Origin of the sequence: Nostoc flagelliforme FACHB-838, from assembly GCF_014698065.1 — a bacterium.
Classification (GTDB): Bacteria; Cyanobacteriota; Cyanobacteriia; order Cyanobacteriales; family Nostocaceae; genus Nostoc; species Nostoc flagelliforme_B.
The window spans coordinates 72220-88945 of the sequence record NZ_JACJSI010000012.1 but is presented as its reverse complement, the minus strand read 5'-3'; the positions used below and the strand labels follow the sequence as shown (position 1 = coordinate 88945).

14 protein-coding genes and 1 other RNA gene are annotated in these 16726 nt (G+C 41.6%); 11 read left to right on the top strand and 4 right to left on the bottom strand.

The features are described from left to right. Positions 1–5 precede the first annotated feature (5 nt). The 3 genes from H6G97_RS09200 (at position 6) to H6G97_RS09190 (ending at position 3767) form a co-directional block, all read left to right on the top strand. On the top strand, positions 6–797 hold the full coding sequence (locus H6G97_RS09200) for a DUF1868 domain-containing protein (RefSeq protein ID WP_190940317.1): 792 nt from the start codon (positions 6–8) through the stop codon (positions 795–797). 448 nt (positions 798–1245) lie between these two features. Further along, on the top strand, positions 1246–1506 hold the full coding sequence (locus H6G97_RS09195; RefSeq protein ID WP_242054862.1) for a hypothetical protein: 261 nt from the start codon (positions 1246–1248) through the stop codon (positions 1504–1506). Positions 1507–1841: 335 nt separating this feature from the next. After that, positions 1842–3767, top strand: a complete 1926-nt coding sequence (locus H6G97_RS09190; RefSeq protein WP_190940353.1) for an iron uptake porin — start codon at positions 1842–1844, stop codon at positions 3765–3767. 212 nt (positions 3768–3979) lie between these two features. Here the strand turns inward: H6G97_RS09190 and H6G97_RS09185 are convergent, their stop codons facing one another. Both H6G97_RS09185 and trxA read right to left on the bottom strand, forming a co-directional pair. After that, positions 3980–4147 (bottom strand): hypothetical protein, encoded by a 168-nt coding sequence (locus H6G97_RS09185; protein ID WP_190940316.1) that lies wholly within the window; start codon positions 4145–4147, stop codon positions 3980–3982. Positions 4148–4364: 217 nt separating this feature from the next. Then, entirely contained in the window at positions 4365–4682 is a 318-nt protein-coding gene (gene trxA, locus H6G97_RS09180) for a thioredoxin (RefSeq protein ID WP_190940315.1), read from the bottom strand. A 654-nt stretch (positions 4683–5336) separates the two neighbouring features. Here trxA and fabG point away from each other — a divergent pair. Next, entirely contained in the window at positions 5337–6083 is a 747-nt protein-coding gene (gene fabG / locus H6G97_RS09175) for a 3-oxoacyl-[acyl-carrier-protein] reductase (RefSeq protein WP_190940314.1), read from the top strand. 528 nt (positions 6084–6611) lie between these two features. Here fabG and H6G97_RS09170 read toward each other — a convergent pair. Then, positions 6612–7694, bottom strand: a complete 1083-nt coding sequence (locus H6G97_RS09170) for an MraY family glycosyltransferase (protein ID WP_190940313.1) — start codon at positions 7692–7694, stop codon at positions 6612–6614. Between the two features lie 157 nt (positions 7695–7851). Here H6G97_RS09170 and groL point away from each other — a divergent pair, with 157 nt between their 5' ends. The 7 genes from groL to H6G97_RS55895 all read left to right on the top strand — a co-directional run bounded on the left by groL (position 7852) and on the right by H6G97_RS55895 (position 14536). After that, positions 7852–9534: a chaperonin GroEL gene (groL, locus tag H6G97_RS09165; RefSeq protein ID WP_190940312.1), complete on the top strand. Its 1683-nt coding sequence runs from the start codon at positions 7852–7854 to the stop codon at positions 9532–9534. Between the two features lie 279 nt (positions 9535–9813). Continuing rightward, entirely contained in the window at positions 9814–10956 is a 1143-nt protein-coding gene (gene corA, locus H6G97_RS09160; protein ID WP_190940311.1) for a magnesium/cobalt transporter CorA, read from the top strand. Between the two features lie 64 nt (positions 10957–11020). Further along, positions 11021–11716 (top strand): hypothetical protein, encoded by a 696-nt coding sequence (locus H6G97_RS09155; protein WP_190940310.1) that lies wholly within the window; start codon positions 11021–11023, stop codon positions 11714–11716. A gap of 45 nt (positions 11717–11761) precedes the next feature. Continuing rightward, positions 11762–12189, top strand: an RNA gene (gene rnpB / locus H6G97_RS09150) — RNase P RNA component class A. Between the two features lie 117 nt (positions 12190–12306). Continuing rightward, positions 12307–13026: a ribonuclease III gene (gene rnc, locus H6G97_RS09145; protein WP_190940309.1), complete on the top strand. Its 720-nt coding sequence runs from the start codon at positions 12307–12309 to the stop codon at positions 13024–13026. 101 nt (positions 13027–13127) lie between these two features. Beyond that, the gene (locus H6G97_RS09140) at positions 13128–14192 is read left to right on the top strand and encodes a Gfo/Idh/MocA family protein (protein ID WP_190940308.1); all 1065 of its coding nucleotides are present in this window, start codon (positions 13128–13130) and stop codon (positions 14190–14192) included. Positions 14193–14221: 29 nt separating this feature from the next. Further along, on the top strand, positions 14222–14536 hold the full coding sequence (locus tag H6G97_RS55895) for a transposase (protein WP_422394175.1): 315 nt from the start codon (positions 14222–14224) through the stop codon (positions 14534–14536). Here H6G97_RS55895 and H6G97_RS09135 read toward each other — a convergent pair. Beyond that, entirely contained in the window at positions 14432–16561 is a 2130-nt protein-coding gene (locus tag H6G97_RS09135) for an ATP-binding protein (RefSeq protein WP_190940307.1), read from the bottom strand. The two genes, H6G97_RS55895 and H6G97_RS09135, sit on opposite strands and share 105 nt — an antisense overlap. Positions 16562–16726 lie beyond the last annotated feature (165 nt).

Below are 16726 nucleotides of genomic sequence, written 5' to 3'. Positions count from 1 at the left end.
GAAGATTGGACGACAACTATCAAACTTACTTAAATCGGTTAGCGCGACTGACGCTGCCAGAAACTTACAGATCCCAAGTCCAGCATATTCAGGAATCTTCTAAATTTCAGCCAAATTCTGGGTTGAGAGAAGCAGCATCCTTTCCTGGATATACGTTAATTACCCCGCCTGCGGCAGAAGAAGAATCAGAAAACTCTGCTTTCTATAGCAAATTACAGACTTACCAACAGGAACTTTTGCAGTTGCCTGTAAACCGTAATTTGATTGTACCTGTACCTTCTGCTAGCTTCCATTTGACTTTAGCAGATTTAATTTGGGACAGTGCTTATCTTCATGCCTGCGAAAAAAATCCCAAATTTGACGAAGAGTTACACTCTTGTTTAGCCGAAATATTTCAGCAATATCAACAATTGATGACAAACAGGAGTCATCCGATTAAATGGCAAATACTGGGGCTGATACTCATGCCAAGAGCTATAGCCGTTTGTTTAGTACCCCAAGATGAACGCTGTTACGAGGAAATTATTAAATTTCGCCGAACAATTTATCAAAATCCCAAGTTAATTGCCTTGGGTATTGAGCAGCATTATCATTTCACAGCCCATGTTACATTAGCCTATTTTGGGGAGGTTTCATCTGACTTAGACCGCACAGGCTTCAGTACAATGCTTTCTCAATTGAATGAACAATGGCTATTGAATTTGCCAGAATTTTTAATCAATCGCGTCGAATTGCGAAAGTTTGACAACATGACACGCTATTATCGTGAACCAGACTGGCCAATTTTAGATTTTTGACCTGCTTTGCGTATCATCTAAGCAACATTAAATTTGGGTTTAGTGAACTACCTACAGTGACGCAAAGCGCCACTGTAGGCTTCCTGTCCAACCAAAAGCTGGGAGAGGATTCATGATTCCTCTGCTATAAGGGTTTCAATCCCCTGAATTTATAGGGTTTCCCCCTGCTCCCCGCTCCCTGCCCCTTTTCCTCTTTTTGACAGGTTTTAAAACTAGGGAAAAATCTATCCGCTATCCATCAGTCGTACAGAATACTCTTCTTGTATTCTGACGGCTGACACCTTTATTCTGTTTGAATAAAGTAAAAGCACCCATATTACCACGATGGTATATGAGCGCTCATAAATAAAAACATTATCGAGGATAATCTATCTGCTATGACAGACCGAAGTAACTATAAGAATAGCAGGCACTGGGTAAATAAACTGCAAGGGTAGTTACAAATGTTTTGTTAAAAATATTACTTACCGTAGATGTGATGCTTGATTTAGGCAAAATCCAATCGATTGCGGAATCCTATTCTCCTCAAGAACTCTTTGCTGCCTTGGTTTGGCAGCGTCGGTTTAATGAGTTTGATGGCGAAGAAGTTATTACTGACCTTTCCAGCCACAGAAATTTATGGGCAAGCTTTCTGTTCACAAAACCAATCTTTGCACCAGATGAAAACGGTTTAAGCTTTGGTGGCATGGTTATTATTTTGTCAATATAGCAATTCGATTTTAAATTTGAACAGAGAAAATTTGGAAGGCTTATGGATCAGGCATCCTACGGAACATACTGTTCACAAACCATTTAGTATTTACAATAGTAACTATAGAAACTATCAATAATAATTATTGTTAATTCTCTCTAAAAATAGTATTTACTATAATTTAATACTTGCGATATAAGCTGATTTCCTGGTAAGCAGATTCAGAAAAATCCTGAAATGCAAAATTTAAAGTTAACAAGATTCTCTTGCTAAATCTACTTTAAATTTACTTATCAATCTATTTTGAAATCGCAATTAATTTTTGCACTATTTTATAGGTGTTGGGAGTTATGATGGCAAAATATCTACTAGCTTCTGCTAGTGGGATGGGATTTTTATGTTTAATTGCCGGGTTATCACCTGTGCAAGCCCTTCCTAGTCTAGAAATTGCAGATAAAAACGTAGTTGTTAATCAAGATGATGACAGCTATCAGAAAAATGATTTTCATCAAAGCAATTTAGCGAATAATATCTCCAGTAAATTGCTGATAGCTAATGAGAGTCAAAAAAATTTATCTTCAGTCAATCAACAGCAAAAAAATCAAGATTTAGAAGTAGATTCTGCTGTTAAATTTTGGCAGCCAATCATACCACAATCTGCAAGTTCATCTCCATCCTCATACAAACTTGCACAAGTAACATCCGTATCCCAGTTGTCTGATGTACAGCCGACCGATTGGGCTTTTCAGGCACTCCAATCTTTAGTCGAGCGCTATGGTTGTATCGCAGGTTATCCCAATCAAACCTATCGCGGTAATCGGGCGATGACTCGCTATGAATTTGCTGCTGGCTTAAATGCTTGTTTAGACCGAATCAACGAACTGATTGCCACTGCAACTGGTGATTTGGTCAAGAAGGAAGATTTAGCCACGTTGCAGAAACTACAAGAACAATTTGCGGCGGAATTGGCAACATTGCGGGGTCGAGTAGATGCTGTAGAAGCTCGCACAGCAGAACTAGAGGCAAATCAGTTTTCTACGACCACTAAACTTAATGGAGAGGTAATTATTGCTGGTGTTGGTGCTAGCGGTGGCGCTCCTAATAACAGCGACTCGAACATCATCCTAGTCAATAGAGTGCGGTTAAATCTCACCACTAGCTTTACTGGTAAAGATTTATTGATTACTGGATTGCAAGCCTATAATTTTTTGGGTGGAGCCGATGGACAAGGTAGCCTGCAACAAAATTTAGGATTAGCTTCGCCGATTTTAAGTGCAAGTAGCGCTCGTACCAGTTTTGAGCCACAATTTCCGGGGTTAAATGTCAATACTTTGTCCAGTGTTGGCGCAAACAGTGTTCAGCTTTACAAATTGGTGTATATCTTTCCCGTCGCTAATAAATTAACCTTGTTTGCGGGAACTGCGGCGGAAACATCAGATGCTTTCCCAGCAATTACGCCTTTTTATGGTGAAGGACAAGAGTCAATTTCTCGTTTTGGCGGCTTGAATCCTGTGGTACGGATTTCTGGTGGGACTTCGGGTACTGGTTTAGCATCGGCGGCGGGATTTATTTTTAACATTTCGCCAAATTTGGATTTAAGAGCTTTATACGGCAATCCAAATGCTAATTTAAGCCAAAAATCTGCAAGTGAGGTTCAGGGACTACCAGGAGTTTCTACTACACCTTTGGGAGCAGGTTTATTTAGTGGTAGTAGTGTTATTGCCACACAGTTAACCTTCAAGCCAAGTACTGCTCTGGATATTGGTTTAAACTATGCCCACAGTTATCACGAAATCAATATTTTGGGTACAGGATTAATTAGTGGTGATATCGGTGCTTTAGCAGGGGTTGGAGCAGAAACACCGGTTACACTCAACTCTGTTGGGGGTACGGTAACATGGCGATTGTCTCCCAAGATAGCCTTATCTGGCTACGGTGCAGCACTATTTGTTGATGCTGCTTCAAATAGCGTGAATGCTTCCACCACCTTTACAAGTTGGATGGCGGGAGTTCACTTCAAAGATTTATTCAAGTCAGGGAACAGTGCCGGGCTTCTTTTTGGTCAGCCGCTTTTTCGTAGTGATACTGGTGGTTCTGCTCAACTTACCCCCGCAGGCGAGAATCGGGCGACTCCTTACCATTTAGAAGCCTATTACCGCCTTCAAGTTACCGATAATATCAGCATTACCCCTGGTGCGTTTGTTCTCTTTAACCCAGAAGGTAACAGCAACAATGAGACTACGACTGTAGGTGTACTTCGAACTACTTTTACATTTTAAGAGATTGAGAGTAGGGAGCGGCTGACGTACCAAAAACATAATCAAACAAGTTAGCTACTTCCGTTACTGCTTTCTCTTACAACCTCCTTAGCTACACTCTCAAATAGCCATCCCATAATTTCCTCACACGTTTTCACAGCATAATTAGCAAGCAGATATCCTCGCAGAAATAACACTCGTGAAAATGAGTGTCAATCAGGCAAAAGACATAATTAGTAATTATTTCTTTTGCCTGATTGACCAGTTTGATTTGAAATTTGGTGCTTTTGTATAACCCGCTCAATTTGGCAAGTCACCGCATCTATTCTATATTTAACCTTGTCAAAATCAATATTCACCCAAATATAAGCTTTGTCAGGTCTTTGCTGCTTGTAATCCATATATTGCTTTACTTGTCAAGATATTTTGTTATATCTATACAATATAGCCATCTCAATTTCTAAACTACTTTCTCTAGACATATAAGTAGATATGCTTAATATTTACTTAAGATTTTACACAGTGATTCGTAGGGCAACAGCTAGCTGTGCTACCCTACTAAAAAAGACGCGATATTCCGCGCCTCTGGCACCTAAAATTCAAATTTTAAGTGTTAGCTTAAACTTTTGTTTGTAGATATTGCACCAACTGCGGTGCTTGCATTACTCCCTCTATCCTATCCACAGGCTGACCCTGCTTGAATAGTACTAAAGTTGGTAGAGCAGCAATCTGATACTGAGTAGCCAAATCTGTGTATTTTTCTGTGTCGATTTTGACAATCCGCAGGCGATCTTTAAGTTGGATATTGACTTGCTCTAAAATTGGCACCATCATTTGGCATGGGCCACACCAGTCAGCGTAAAAATCTACTAATACAGGTACATCAGAAGCAGATAGCATCTCTTCAAAGCTATTAAATTGCTTTTTAGTTGCCATGTGACACACACCGATTTTCAATTGTTTGTTTCAATAGTAATTCTTAGAAAATAAAAGCGGTATAGGTTCATGGGTTTTTGGTGGGAAAAGATTAGATTAGTTAATATAAACTGATTTCTAGCCCACAATCTTAAATAATTATAATAAAATATGTATTTTATTTTAGGTTATGCATCTGTATTAGATATGTATTTAAACCTATCCTGACCAGGCAAATAATTATAGAGACGTTCACAAGAGTGATGTTTACGAAGAGACTAGCTGTAAAAGTTCTTAGCCTATCCTGTCAAGCGAATATATTATTTCAAGTTATTCATCCATTTACAGACAAATAACTATAGATATTTAATTATAGTAAAACCTTAATTCGTGTTATTCAAGTTATATAACAATGCTATTTGATTTGTGAGAATTGCAACGCCCAGATACTCGACTTTTTTTAAGAAGTGGGGTATCTTATTTTTCACAAATGGCTTGGAATTGCTATATTTAGCTAAATACGACGTATAACTTTATCTATTAGCTATTTAATTTGCAACATGACGGCAAGATTGTCATCCCGCAAGAGTTAGATTTTATTCAGACAATATTCAGATGTTCCCGAAATCACCATAAGATAATTAGCGCGGTATTTCTAAGATTGAGGAACATTGAATGACATTATTACAAGATAAAGTTGCAATTGTTACAGGTGCATCACGAGGAATTGGGCGTGCGATCGCAATTGAATTAGCCTCACAAGGAGCGATCGCAGTTGTCAATTATGCCAGTTCCAGTGCAGCTGCTGAGGCAGTTGTTACAGAAATTACAAGTGCGGGAGGTCAGGCGATCGCTATCCAAGCAGACGTTTCTAAAGGCGATCAAGTAGACGCATTAGTTAACACCGTTATGGAAAAGTTTAGCCGTGTGGATATCTTAGTCAATAACGCAGGTATTACCCGCGATACCCTGCTTTTGCGTTTGAAGCCAGAAGATTGGCAAGCTGTGATAGACCTAAATCTAACTGGTGTTTTCTTATGTACACGCGCCGTCAGTAAAATCATGCTTAAGCAGCGATCAGGGCGGATTATCAACATTACCTCCGTTGCGGGGCAAATGGGCAACCCAGGGCAATCAAACTATAGCGCCGCCAAAGCTGGTGTAATCGGCTTCACCAAAAGCGTTGCCAAAGAACTAGCTACTCGTGGCATCACCGTTAACGCCGTTGCCCCTGGATTCATCGCCACCGATATGACCAGCGATCTCAACAACCCCGAAGATATTCTCAAATACATCCCACTCGGCCGCTTCGGTCAACCCGAAGAAGTCGCTGGGATGGTGCGCTTCCTCGCTGCCGATCCCGCCGCCGCCTACGTCACTGGACAAGTTTTTAACGTCGATGGTGGCATGGTCATGGCGTAAATAATGCTGAGTTAGGAGTTAATGATTTTTGTCATGGCGTGGCAAGGCTAAAATGTTGCAATAGAAAAATTAGATTATGTTTCTCAAATCAAATTTCCAGAGATTTTTAATTGCACTATTTTAGCTGTGTTACACCAGTAGGGTGCGTTACAATACTGCTCGGGTTTTGCATTTTTAACTCGGCATTGGATTTGGGGAAAGGGTAAAGGTTAAAGGTTTTTTCTTTCCCCTTTTCCCCGAAACCCGCCAATTCAGGTAAATTTAATATGCTTTATAGTTGAATAAATTTTTTTGTAAGCTTTACTCAAGTTTTATAGGTTTCAATACTACTCGGGTTTTGCATTTTGAACTCAAAGTTTAGTTTTGGGTAAGGGTTAAGGGTTTTTTCTTTCTCTTTTCCCATTCCCCTTTCTCTTTTAACCGACAAGTATTGTTATAGGTTTTGTGTACTAGCTCTCGTAAATATCGCTTCCATGCGGAGAATAAACCATAGTAGGGCTGGCATGGCAATGCCCACCCTACAAGCAATTAAGGCTGTTGACGTATCCTTTGCCAGATAGTAAAGCCCAAAAGAATAATAATGCTACTAGCGGTAGTCACCATCACAGCCAAACTCATACCTTGTATTCTCATCGCCAGCAAGTTGAAAACTAAGGTAATTGACCAAAGCGTGAACGCAGCATGGCGCTGGGAGAGTCCCCAAGCAAGTAAGCTGTGGTGCAAGTGGTCTTTGCCAGGAGTACTCAGAGGGTTATTTCCTGCTAATAGCCGTCGCACAAATACTTGAGTAGTATCTAACACTGGTAACAGCAGAAATAAAACCGTAGGAATTAGCGCATAAATTGTGTTTTGTTGCAGTTTGCCTAAAATACTAGTTGCTGCCAGCACATAGCCAAAAAAGTATGCTCCGGCATCACCCATAATAATTCGTGAAGGATGAAAGTTATGGCGTAAAAAGCCCAGTGCAGCACCTCCTAAGGCTGCGAGTACCAAGATTGCCGCTGCACGGTTGTTAAATTGAGCTGCAACAGCTAACAAACTCATGGCGGTAATAAAACTGATCCCTCCTGCCAACCCATCCATGCCATCCATCAAGTTGATGGCATTGGTAATCCCTACTACCCATAGTACTGTTAGCAATATGGACAGGAACGAGTCGATGGGCGTGCCAAACAGGACTTTGACGCTGATGCCATTTGCTACCAGCAACAGTGCCGTGACAATTTGTGCCCACAATCGAACAGAGGGCGGTAAGCCAAACTGATCGTCAATAAAGCCTACAAGGACTAATATAGAACCCCCTAACAGAATAGTGAGCACCTGAGCCAATACGGTTTGCAGTTCGATAGGTCGTAAGAGGCTAGCTAATACCAGCGCGGCAATTACACCCGCGTAGATAGCCAACCCCCCTGCGTTGGGTAAAGGTTCTCGGTTGAGTCGCCGTGCGTTGGGTTGATCAGCCCAACCTACCCGCAAGGCGAATTTGCGTACTGTCGGAATTAAACGCCAAGTTACTAGCCAAGCCAAGAGGAACGTAAATACTACTGCCAACCAGCCGGTGCCGCTAGGTTCGGCAATACCAAGGAACTTAAGGGAGTTGTCTAGATTCATCTCCCAATTCAAGCATTACTGCCTGTATCTAATATGAGCATCACCTGTATATTAATCAATTTTTTTATTTCCATTTGTAAGTTGAGCCGCTTGGGAGATTAGCACTCTGGCGCTGTGAGTGCTAAATTGTCTAATGGAAGCGCTAGAGAAATAAAACATGGCGAAAATTATTGCATTTGACGAGGAATCGCGGCGAGCTCTAGAAAGGGGTGTTAACGCCCTTGCCGATGCCGTAAAAATCACCTTGGGGCCCAAAGGTCGCAATGTCCTTTTAGAGAAAAAATTTGGCGCACCTCAAATTGTCAACGATGGTATCACTGTTGCCAAGGAAATTGAATTAGAAGATCCTTTGGAAAATACTGGTGCAAGACTCATCCAGGAAGTGGCCTCAAAAACGAAAGATGTCGCTGGGGATGGTACAACCACCGCAACAGTTTTAGCACAAGCCTTGATTCGAGAAGGTTTGAAGAACGTCGCGGCGGGTAGTAACCCAGTTAGCTTGAAACGGGGGATCGACAAAACTATTGAGGCATTGGTACTAGAAATTACCAAGATAGCCAAGCCAGTAGAAGGAAGTGCGATCGCTCAAGTTGCCACTGTCTCTGCTGGTAACGATGAAGAAGTTGGTCAAATGTTAGCCCAAGCAATGGAAAAAGTCACCAAAGATGGTGTCATTACCGTTGAAGAATCTAAATCTCTAACCACCGAACTAGAAGTAGTTGAGGGGATGCAGATTGACAGGGGTTATATTTCTCCCTACTTCGTCACCAACAACGAACGGCAAATCGTCGAGTTTGAAAATGCCCGAATCTTGGTGACAGATAAAAAAATCAGCAGCATTCAAGATTTAGTGCCGATTTTGGAAAAAGTCGCCCGTTCTGGTCAGCCCTTGTTGATTATTGCTGAAGATGTCGAGGGTGATGCTTTGGCAACTTTGGTAGTGAACAAAGCGCGGGGTGTACTAGCTGTAGCTGCAATTAAAGCGCCTGGATTTGGCGATCGCCGCAAAGCTTTGTTAGAAGATATTGCTATTCTCACCGATGGACAGTTGATTTCTGAAGAAATCGGCTTAAGTCTGGATACTGCTGCTCTAGAAGCGCTGGGAACTGCCCGTAAAATCACCATTGACAAAGAAAGCACCACAATTGTCGCTGGCAGTGTCACCAAGCCAGAAGTACAAAAGCGAATTGGTCAAATTCGCAGACAGTTGGAAGAAACCGATTCTGAATACGATCAAGAAAAACTGCAAGAACGCATCGCCAAGCTCGCTGGCGGTGTGGCAGTGATTAAAGTGGGTGCGGCAACCGAAACCGAACTCAAAGACCGTAAGCTGCGGATTGAAGACGCGCTGAACGCTACTAAAGCTGCTGTGGAAGAAGGTATTGTTCCTGGTGGTGGGACAACTCTAATTCACTTAGCTAAGAAGGTACAAGAGATTAAAAAGACCCTAGAAAATGACGAAGAAAGAATTGGGGCTGATATTGTCGAACGAGCGCTAGAAGCCCCCTTGCGCCAAATAGCAGACAATGCTGGTGCTGAAGGTTCTGTAATCGTCTCTAGAGTCCGTGAGAGCGACATCAACACTGGCTACAATGCCGCTACTGGCGAATTTGAAGACTTGATTGCTGCTGGTATTATCGACCCTGCCAAAGTCGTGCGTTCAGCTTTGCAAAACGCTGGTTCCATTGCTGGTTTGGTCTTAACTACCGAAGCGATCGTTGTTGAAAAGCCGGAGAAGAAATCCGCAGCTGCTGCCCCTGATATGGGCGGTATGGGCGGCATGGGCGGTATGGGCGGCATGGGTGGCATGGGTGGCATGGGCGGCATGGGCATGTTCTAACTTCTGCTCACCCAGATAAATATTTTTTCAGCAGTTTGTCTTACTAAGGCAAACTGTTTTTTTGTAGCATTGCTGATTCAGAGGCAATATGCTATACCAATTCGTAATTAAGATTCGTGAAATTAAATCTGACTAATGATTAAATTAGTAACCTAAATAATTGCATAATTTAGAAACTACCGTCTTTATATTATTTTTTGTAAAATAACGTGTAAGTTATTTTTATCTCCGTTGTTATTTCCAAATGACAAATGACTAATGACTATTAGGTAATATTGCATGGCACGAAAACTGAGTCGCCTTCCCAAATTAATCACAAGACCGTATGAAGATGAGTTCTATCATCAACCAGGGGCTGTACCTGGAACCATTTTTATTGATGCAGATGCTCCACCACCGATAATTTTCTTGATTGACTATAACCAAACTAATTTTATCCGTGAACAAATAGCAACTCCAGAAGAATGTATCCCATATCTGGATGGGGAATCGATTTCTTGGGTAGACGTACAAGGTTTAGGCAGTCAAGAAATACTACAACGATTAGGTCAGGTTTTTGAATTACATCCTCTAGTTTTAGAAGATATAGTTAATGTGCCAGAGCGTCCCAAAACAGAGGATTATGAAGACCAATTGCTATTCATTGCCCGCATGGTAGTACCGAAGGAAAGAATATGTGGTTTTCACAGCGAGCAAGTGAGTTTGATATTAGGGAAAAACTATTTGCTAACAGTACAAGAGGAACCAGAAAATGATTGTTTTGAAACAGTGCGATCGCGAATTGAAAAAAGCAAAGGGATCATTCGCAAACAGGGAGCCGATTATTTAGCTTATGCCGTGTTAGATGCGATTATTGATGGCTTTTTCCCAGTACTAGAGCTTTATGGAGAGCGAATCGAAGAGTTAGAAGAGGAAGTAATAGTTAAACCTACTCCACAAACACTACAAAACATTTATCAAATTAGGCGAGAATTACTGCAACTACGTCGTGCTATCTGGCCCCAGCGAGATGCAATTAATTCTTTAATTCGAGATGCTCCCGATTTGATTAGTGAAGAAGTGCGAATCTACCTGCGAGATTGTTATGACCATACGGTGCAAGTGATGGACATGGTGGAAACTTACCGAGAACTAGCATCTGGATTAATGGATGTATATCTTTCGGCAGTGAGTAATAAAATGAATGAAATCATGAAGGTACTAACAATAGTTTCAACAATTTTTATTCCACTAACTTTTATTGCCGGAATATATGGTATGAATTTCAATACTGAAAAATCGCCATATAATATGCCTGAGCTAAATTCGTATTGGGGTTATCCACTTTGCTGGGCAGTAATGTTAGCGATCGCAGTTGGTTTACTATTCTTTTTTTGGCGAAGAGGCTGGCTACAAAATTCTGTAGTAATCAAGCAAAATTAAAAATTGTAGATGAGCTATGAGTCAGATATATATTCATTAGCACCGGGAGTTAAGATTCTGAGTGATGAAGAGTAGCGACCAGAATTTAGTAGTTTTGACAATTTATATTATCGGTGTTTCATACATTTTTAACCGCATGATTGAATCCATTGATGATCAAATTAAGTTTGAGTTTAAAAAAGGGATCGTTGATGAGCAACTAAAAGAAAACAACCTCGACGATAAAATTGGGATTTCTTTTAAACTCAAATCCTCATACCCAATTGACGATTTGAAAGATTTAGGAATTAGCATTGAAAATAAATCGGATAATGTTGCCGTATACGTTGACTGGGACAATAGCTCTTTAGTCGTTGAACATAGCAAACAATCGCGCCGCGTAATTCGGAAATCACCAGACTTAACCCGCGACTTAGCAGTACCTCAAAGTCCTAGCTTGATTGCGCCTAAAAAAACACTTTCGGAAACGGTGACAGCAGAAGATGTATTCGAGCGCGATCAAGTAGCTGGAACCTATTCAGCTAAAAAACCATTAATTGATATCAACGGGCTACAAAAAGGTCAAAAAAAGTTATACAACGATTTTATTAACAGAAAAAAAGAGTTGGACTTTTCGCTGCAACTGGTACTAAGGATATCTGAGGTACGTTTAGGTCTAGCCCCAGGTCGTGATTTTCCTCCCATTAGCATTATCAATTGTCCTTTCACAGTCAGGAAACTACCTTGGACTTACGCTCTACCTTGGAATAAAAAAAAGTAATGCCATGTCAACATGCTACGTCAACAGTACACTGGATCTAAGGAGAGAGTAGGCGCAGGCGGTTGCAGATCAGTCATAGTTACTGGTTTGAGGAAAGTCCGGACTCCCGAAAGACCAAACTTGCTGGATAACGTCCAGTGCGAGCGATCGTGAGGATAGTGCCACAGAAAGATACCGCCAGGACAATTAAAAATTAAAAATTAAAAATGTAAAATGAGCAATCAATTTTTAATTTTTAATTTTACATTTTTAATTGATCTGGTAAGGGTGCAAAGGTGCGGTAAGAGCGCACCAGCAGTATCGAGAGGTGCTGGCTCGGTAAACCCCGGTTGGGAGCAAGGCGATAGGAACTACGGTTGGTCTTTTACCAGTTCCGCTCAATGAGAGCCGCTTGAGGCGTTTGGTAACAAACGTCCCAGATAGATAACTGCCCTCGCAAGAGAACAGAACCCGGCTTATGTCCTGCTCTCTCCCCCCCCTTTTTTATGCTGAGTTAGGAGACGCGATTAATCGCGTCTGTACAAAAGTTAGAAGTTAGTATTTTTCCCCTGCCTCCCCTGCTTCCCCTGCCCCCTCCCCCTCGTCATGTAATGCCCCTTGCTTATCCACGCCGTCAGCGGCAACTCGAAAGTTTAATCCAAAAATTAGGTTTGCCCCTAGAAGCACCTATAAAGTGGGAACTGCTGGATTTAGCGCTAACTCATCCCACTGTCTCTGATTCGGCAAATTATGAACAACTTGAGTTTGTTGGCGATGCTGTGGTGCGGCTGGTGTCGGCTGTTGTGTTATGGGAAAATTATCCTGATTGTCCAGTAGGGGATTTTGCGGCAATTCGTTCGGTGTTGGTGAGCGATCGCATCCTCGCCCAATTAGCCAGAGTTTATGGTTTAGAGTTATACTTACTAGTCGCTGGCAGTGCTACCGCCGATAAAGTTGGTCAAGAGTCACGACTGGCAGATGCTTTTGAAGCAGTTTTGGGTGCGCTTTACTTAAGTACTCAAAATCTGGAATTGATCCGCTCTTGGCTAGATCCCCACTTCCACCAACTAGCAACAGAAATTCGCCTCGATCCTGCCAGACTTAATTACAAAGCTGCTCTTCAAGAATGGACTCAGGCACAATTTAAAGTTTTACCAGAGTATCGGGTTGTGGAAGTCAGTCAACCGCATCGCAATCAAGAACGTTTTATGGCTGAAGTGTGGCTGCACGGAAACAAGCTAGGAGTTGGTAAAGGGCGCTCGATCAAAACTGCTGAACAAGCCGCGGCTAAGGTAGCTTTTTTAGCAATTCCTAAACCGGAAATACCCTAAACCAAAAATACGGCTAATAAACTGAGAATCAGTTAATTGTCAGTGGTCATTTGTCCTAGTCCCTTGCATACTAATGACAAATGACAAATGACTAATAACTAATGACAAATCAAATTAAAATTGCTGTCATCGGAGTTGGGCGTTGGGGAGTGCATCTGCTGCGAAATTTCTTAGCACATCCTCTGGTAAATGTAGTTGCTGTAATAGACCCGCATCCAGAGCGATTAGTGGCGATAAAGCAGCAGTTTAACTTAGATAATAATGTTGTATTAACAACACAATGGGAAGAGTTAAAGAAAGTGCCAGGGTTGATAGGAGTGGCGATCGCAACTCCAGCTACCACCCACTATGCTTTAATTAAAGACTCTCTTCAACAGGGATACCATGTTTTAGCTGAAAAGCCCTTAACTCTCGATCCCGCTGAATGTCGGGAACTTTGCCAGTTGGCAGAGCAGCATCATTTAATACTTATGGTTGACCATACTTATTTATTTCACCCAGCAGTTGAGCGAGGAAAAACTGTAGTACAGGCGGGTAAATTAGGTGATTTACGCTATGGCTACGCCACCCGCACCCATTTAGGGCCTGTCCGGCAAGATGTTGATGCGCTATGGGACTTAGCAATTCACGATATTGCTATCTTTAACGCTTGGCTGGGTCAAATTCCTCTGAAAGTACAAGCGACGGGTACAGTGTGGCTACAAGGGGAGGGGAGTGGGGAAATGACCTACTCCCCATCTCAAGGACTAGCTGATTTAGTATGGCTGACACTAACATACCCAAATGGCTTTCAAGCTTATATTCACCTCTGCTGGCTGAATCCTGATAAACAGCGACGATTGGGGATTGTCGGGAGCCTTGGCAGTTTGATTTTTGATGAAATGTCACTATCATCACCTCTCACCCTGCTACATGGGGAGTTTGAACAGCAGGGTAATCAATTTATTCCTGTTAATCAAAAGCAGGTGGTGCTGGAATTAGAGCCAGGGGAACCATTGGCGCGAGTTTGCGATCGCTTTGTTGCCTCTATTCTTAACAATACTCCCTCAGAGGTTTCATCTGGCTGGGTAGGCACTGAGTTAGTAGAAATTCTTGCTGCTCTAACAGCATCTCTTGAGCAAGGTGGCAAACCTGTTTTTTTAAACGATAGTTTCAGTGACTCTTGAATTTGACACTATGCCGCCAAGGTTACGGTGTGGCGGGAGATTCTTGTTTCTCAGAAACACGCTTTTTGGTACAAGTACCAACGAGTCTTACTGCTTCTTCACGGTCTATTTACAAACTTAACGCTCACATCGTATTGGTTGTATATCGGAGAAAAGCTATCGACGCAGAGATCCTAAAAAAACTCAGAGAAATAATCACGGATACCCTGAAAAAATGGGACTGTGAGTTTGTAAGTCTCTTACCTCTTGACAGTCCCATTCGCACAAACTCCCCCTTTTGGAAGACTTACCAAGATAGTTTGCAACGGCGAAAGACGAATCTCACAAGTCTCCTTCCCAAGTAACACCAGGGACTTCGGCAACATCTCTTTGTCTACCCCTGCTTTCACAGATTTATTGCTCCCCAAAGGAGGACTTACCCCAGACTCTTGTTGGCTAGGGTAATTGCTTGCTTTTACGCCCTCATTCTCAGAGGAAAAGTCAAGATCCCCTACATTTTCTTCTTTCTTGGGAACAGCTAACAGCGAGATATCAATCAAAGGTAAAGTAATTTTCAGTGTTGTACCTTGATAAAGCCCCGCACTTTCAAGAGTAATGCTGCCTCCCATGAGTTCAATTAAGTTTCGTGAAATTGCTAATCCCAATCCAGTACCTTCAAACTGGCGCGTAGTTGTGCCATTCACCATTACAAAGGGGCGAAATAGCTTGTGCTGTTGAGTTGGATCAATGCCTATACCTGTATCTTTAACAGCGACTACTACCTGAGATTTACCACCACTATATTGAATCTCTGTACTAATGCTGATACTTCCTGTGTCGGTGAACTTAGTGGCGTTGCCGATAACATTAATCAGTACCTGCTTCAGTTTTGCCGCGTCTGCTTGAATTGGTATCGGTTGGGGATCTAACTCACATTTCAACTGTAAGCCTTTTTGTTGAACATTAACTGATTGTAAATTAATCACCTCTAACAATGTTTGTCGGAGGTCAATAGGTGTAGAAACAACTGAAAGCTTACCTGCTTCGATTTTAGAAATGTCGAGTAAGTCATTAATAATACCTAGCAAGTGAATCGTTGTTTCATCGGCACGCTTGAGAAAGTCCATTTCTTCTTCCCGATCATCACATAAGCCATCTTCAACCAGGCGAATACAGTTAATAATAATATTTAATGGATTTCTTAATTCATGGGAAGTCGTAGCCAAAAACTGGCTTTTAATCTGGTTAGCGGTTTTTGCTTCTTTCCAAGCTATTTCTAGTTCTTCTGACCCAGCTTTGAGCCGTTCTACCATTTGATCTAAGGCTTGGGCCAGTTGATTGAATTCCCGGATTTGAAAATTGTGTGGAACTGGTTGTGCAGCGTGGTGAGAGTGAATATTGAGAGCGTAATCTCGCAGTTCTTCTACAGGGCGTGCCAAGTAAGGAGCTAAATATAGAGATGCTAACAAACTTGCACCAATCAACCCAACTGTCAAAACGATGAGAATTAGTTTTATTTCCTCTAAACCAAAAAGCGCATTTTCGACACTAGTAACAGCTAAAACTATCCATTTTTCCTGCTGCTGTTGACTAAGTGGATTTGTAATAGCTGTATAGCCAGCTACTAATTCTTTGCCATCTGTAAAAGACAAATTTATCGAATCGTTTCGTCTGGCGATGGCATTTTTAATTATGCTTTTGAACTGAGAAGCATAAGGGTGCTGATTGATATTAGTTCCCACCCACTCTGTGAATGGGTGCGCCAAAATTGTGCCATCTTCAGCAATCACTACCATAGCGCCTGTGAGCGATCCCGGCGCATTTCTGGTTTGTTGGTACAATGCAGACTGAATACTTAATCTATAAACTGAGTTTTTTCGGTTATCGGAGACTGGTGCAGATAACACTACTTGCAGTTGATTTTGTGTGTTTCTTTTGCCAGTTCTTCCTGTCTTTGAGGGAAAGATTGTTTTGACATCAATTCCTTCATTAGACGAAGGTGATGTCACTTCTTTGATAGGTTGATCCCCACAGCTACTGGCAATTATTTTCTGGTTTAGGAGATTTGTTAATTGGATACACTCAATACTTGCTGGAAGTTGTTGCCTAAACTGCGTGAGAATTTCTTGTTCTTGTATAGGCGAACCCGACGGAATCATCGTCGTTTTACTTACACTCAGCAAATTAGCTTTTAAGATAGCGATCGCATCTCCAATTCTCTCCCCTTTACTGATGGCGCTTTCTGTTAAATTTTGACGTGCAGTTCCTAATATGCTAGAACGTGCCTTATTCAAGGCAACAATCTCGCCTATAAGTAAAACTGGGACAAACAGAAGCAATATTCTCGTTACTAAAATTCGACGAAAGGAAGATTGGCGGGAATTAGTCATCAAGTGTCTCACTTTGCACCTGCAAACCACTACAGCGAAGATATGCAATTAGACGAGCTAGATGAGACATTTTATTAACTTATGAGAGTTTTATTTTCAATGTTTAAAAATAACAAATTGATATAATTTAAAAAGAAACGTAGTATACCAAAACCCTTGTTTAGT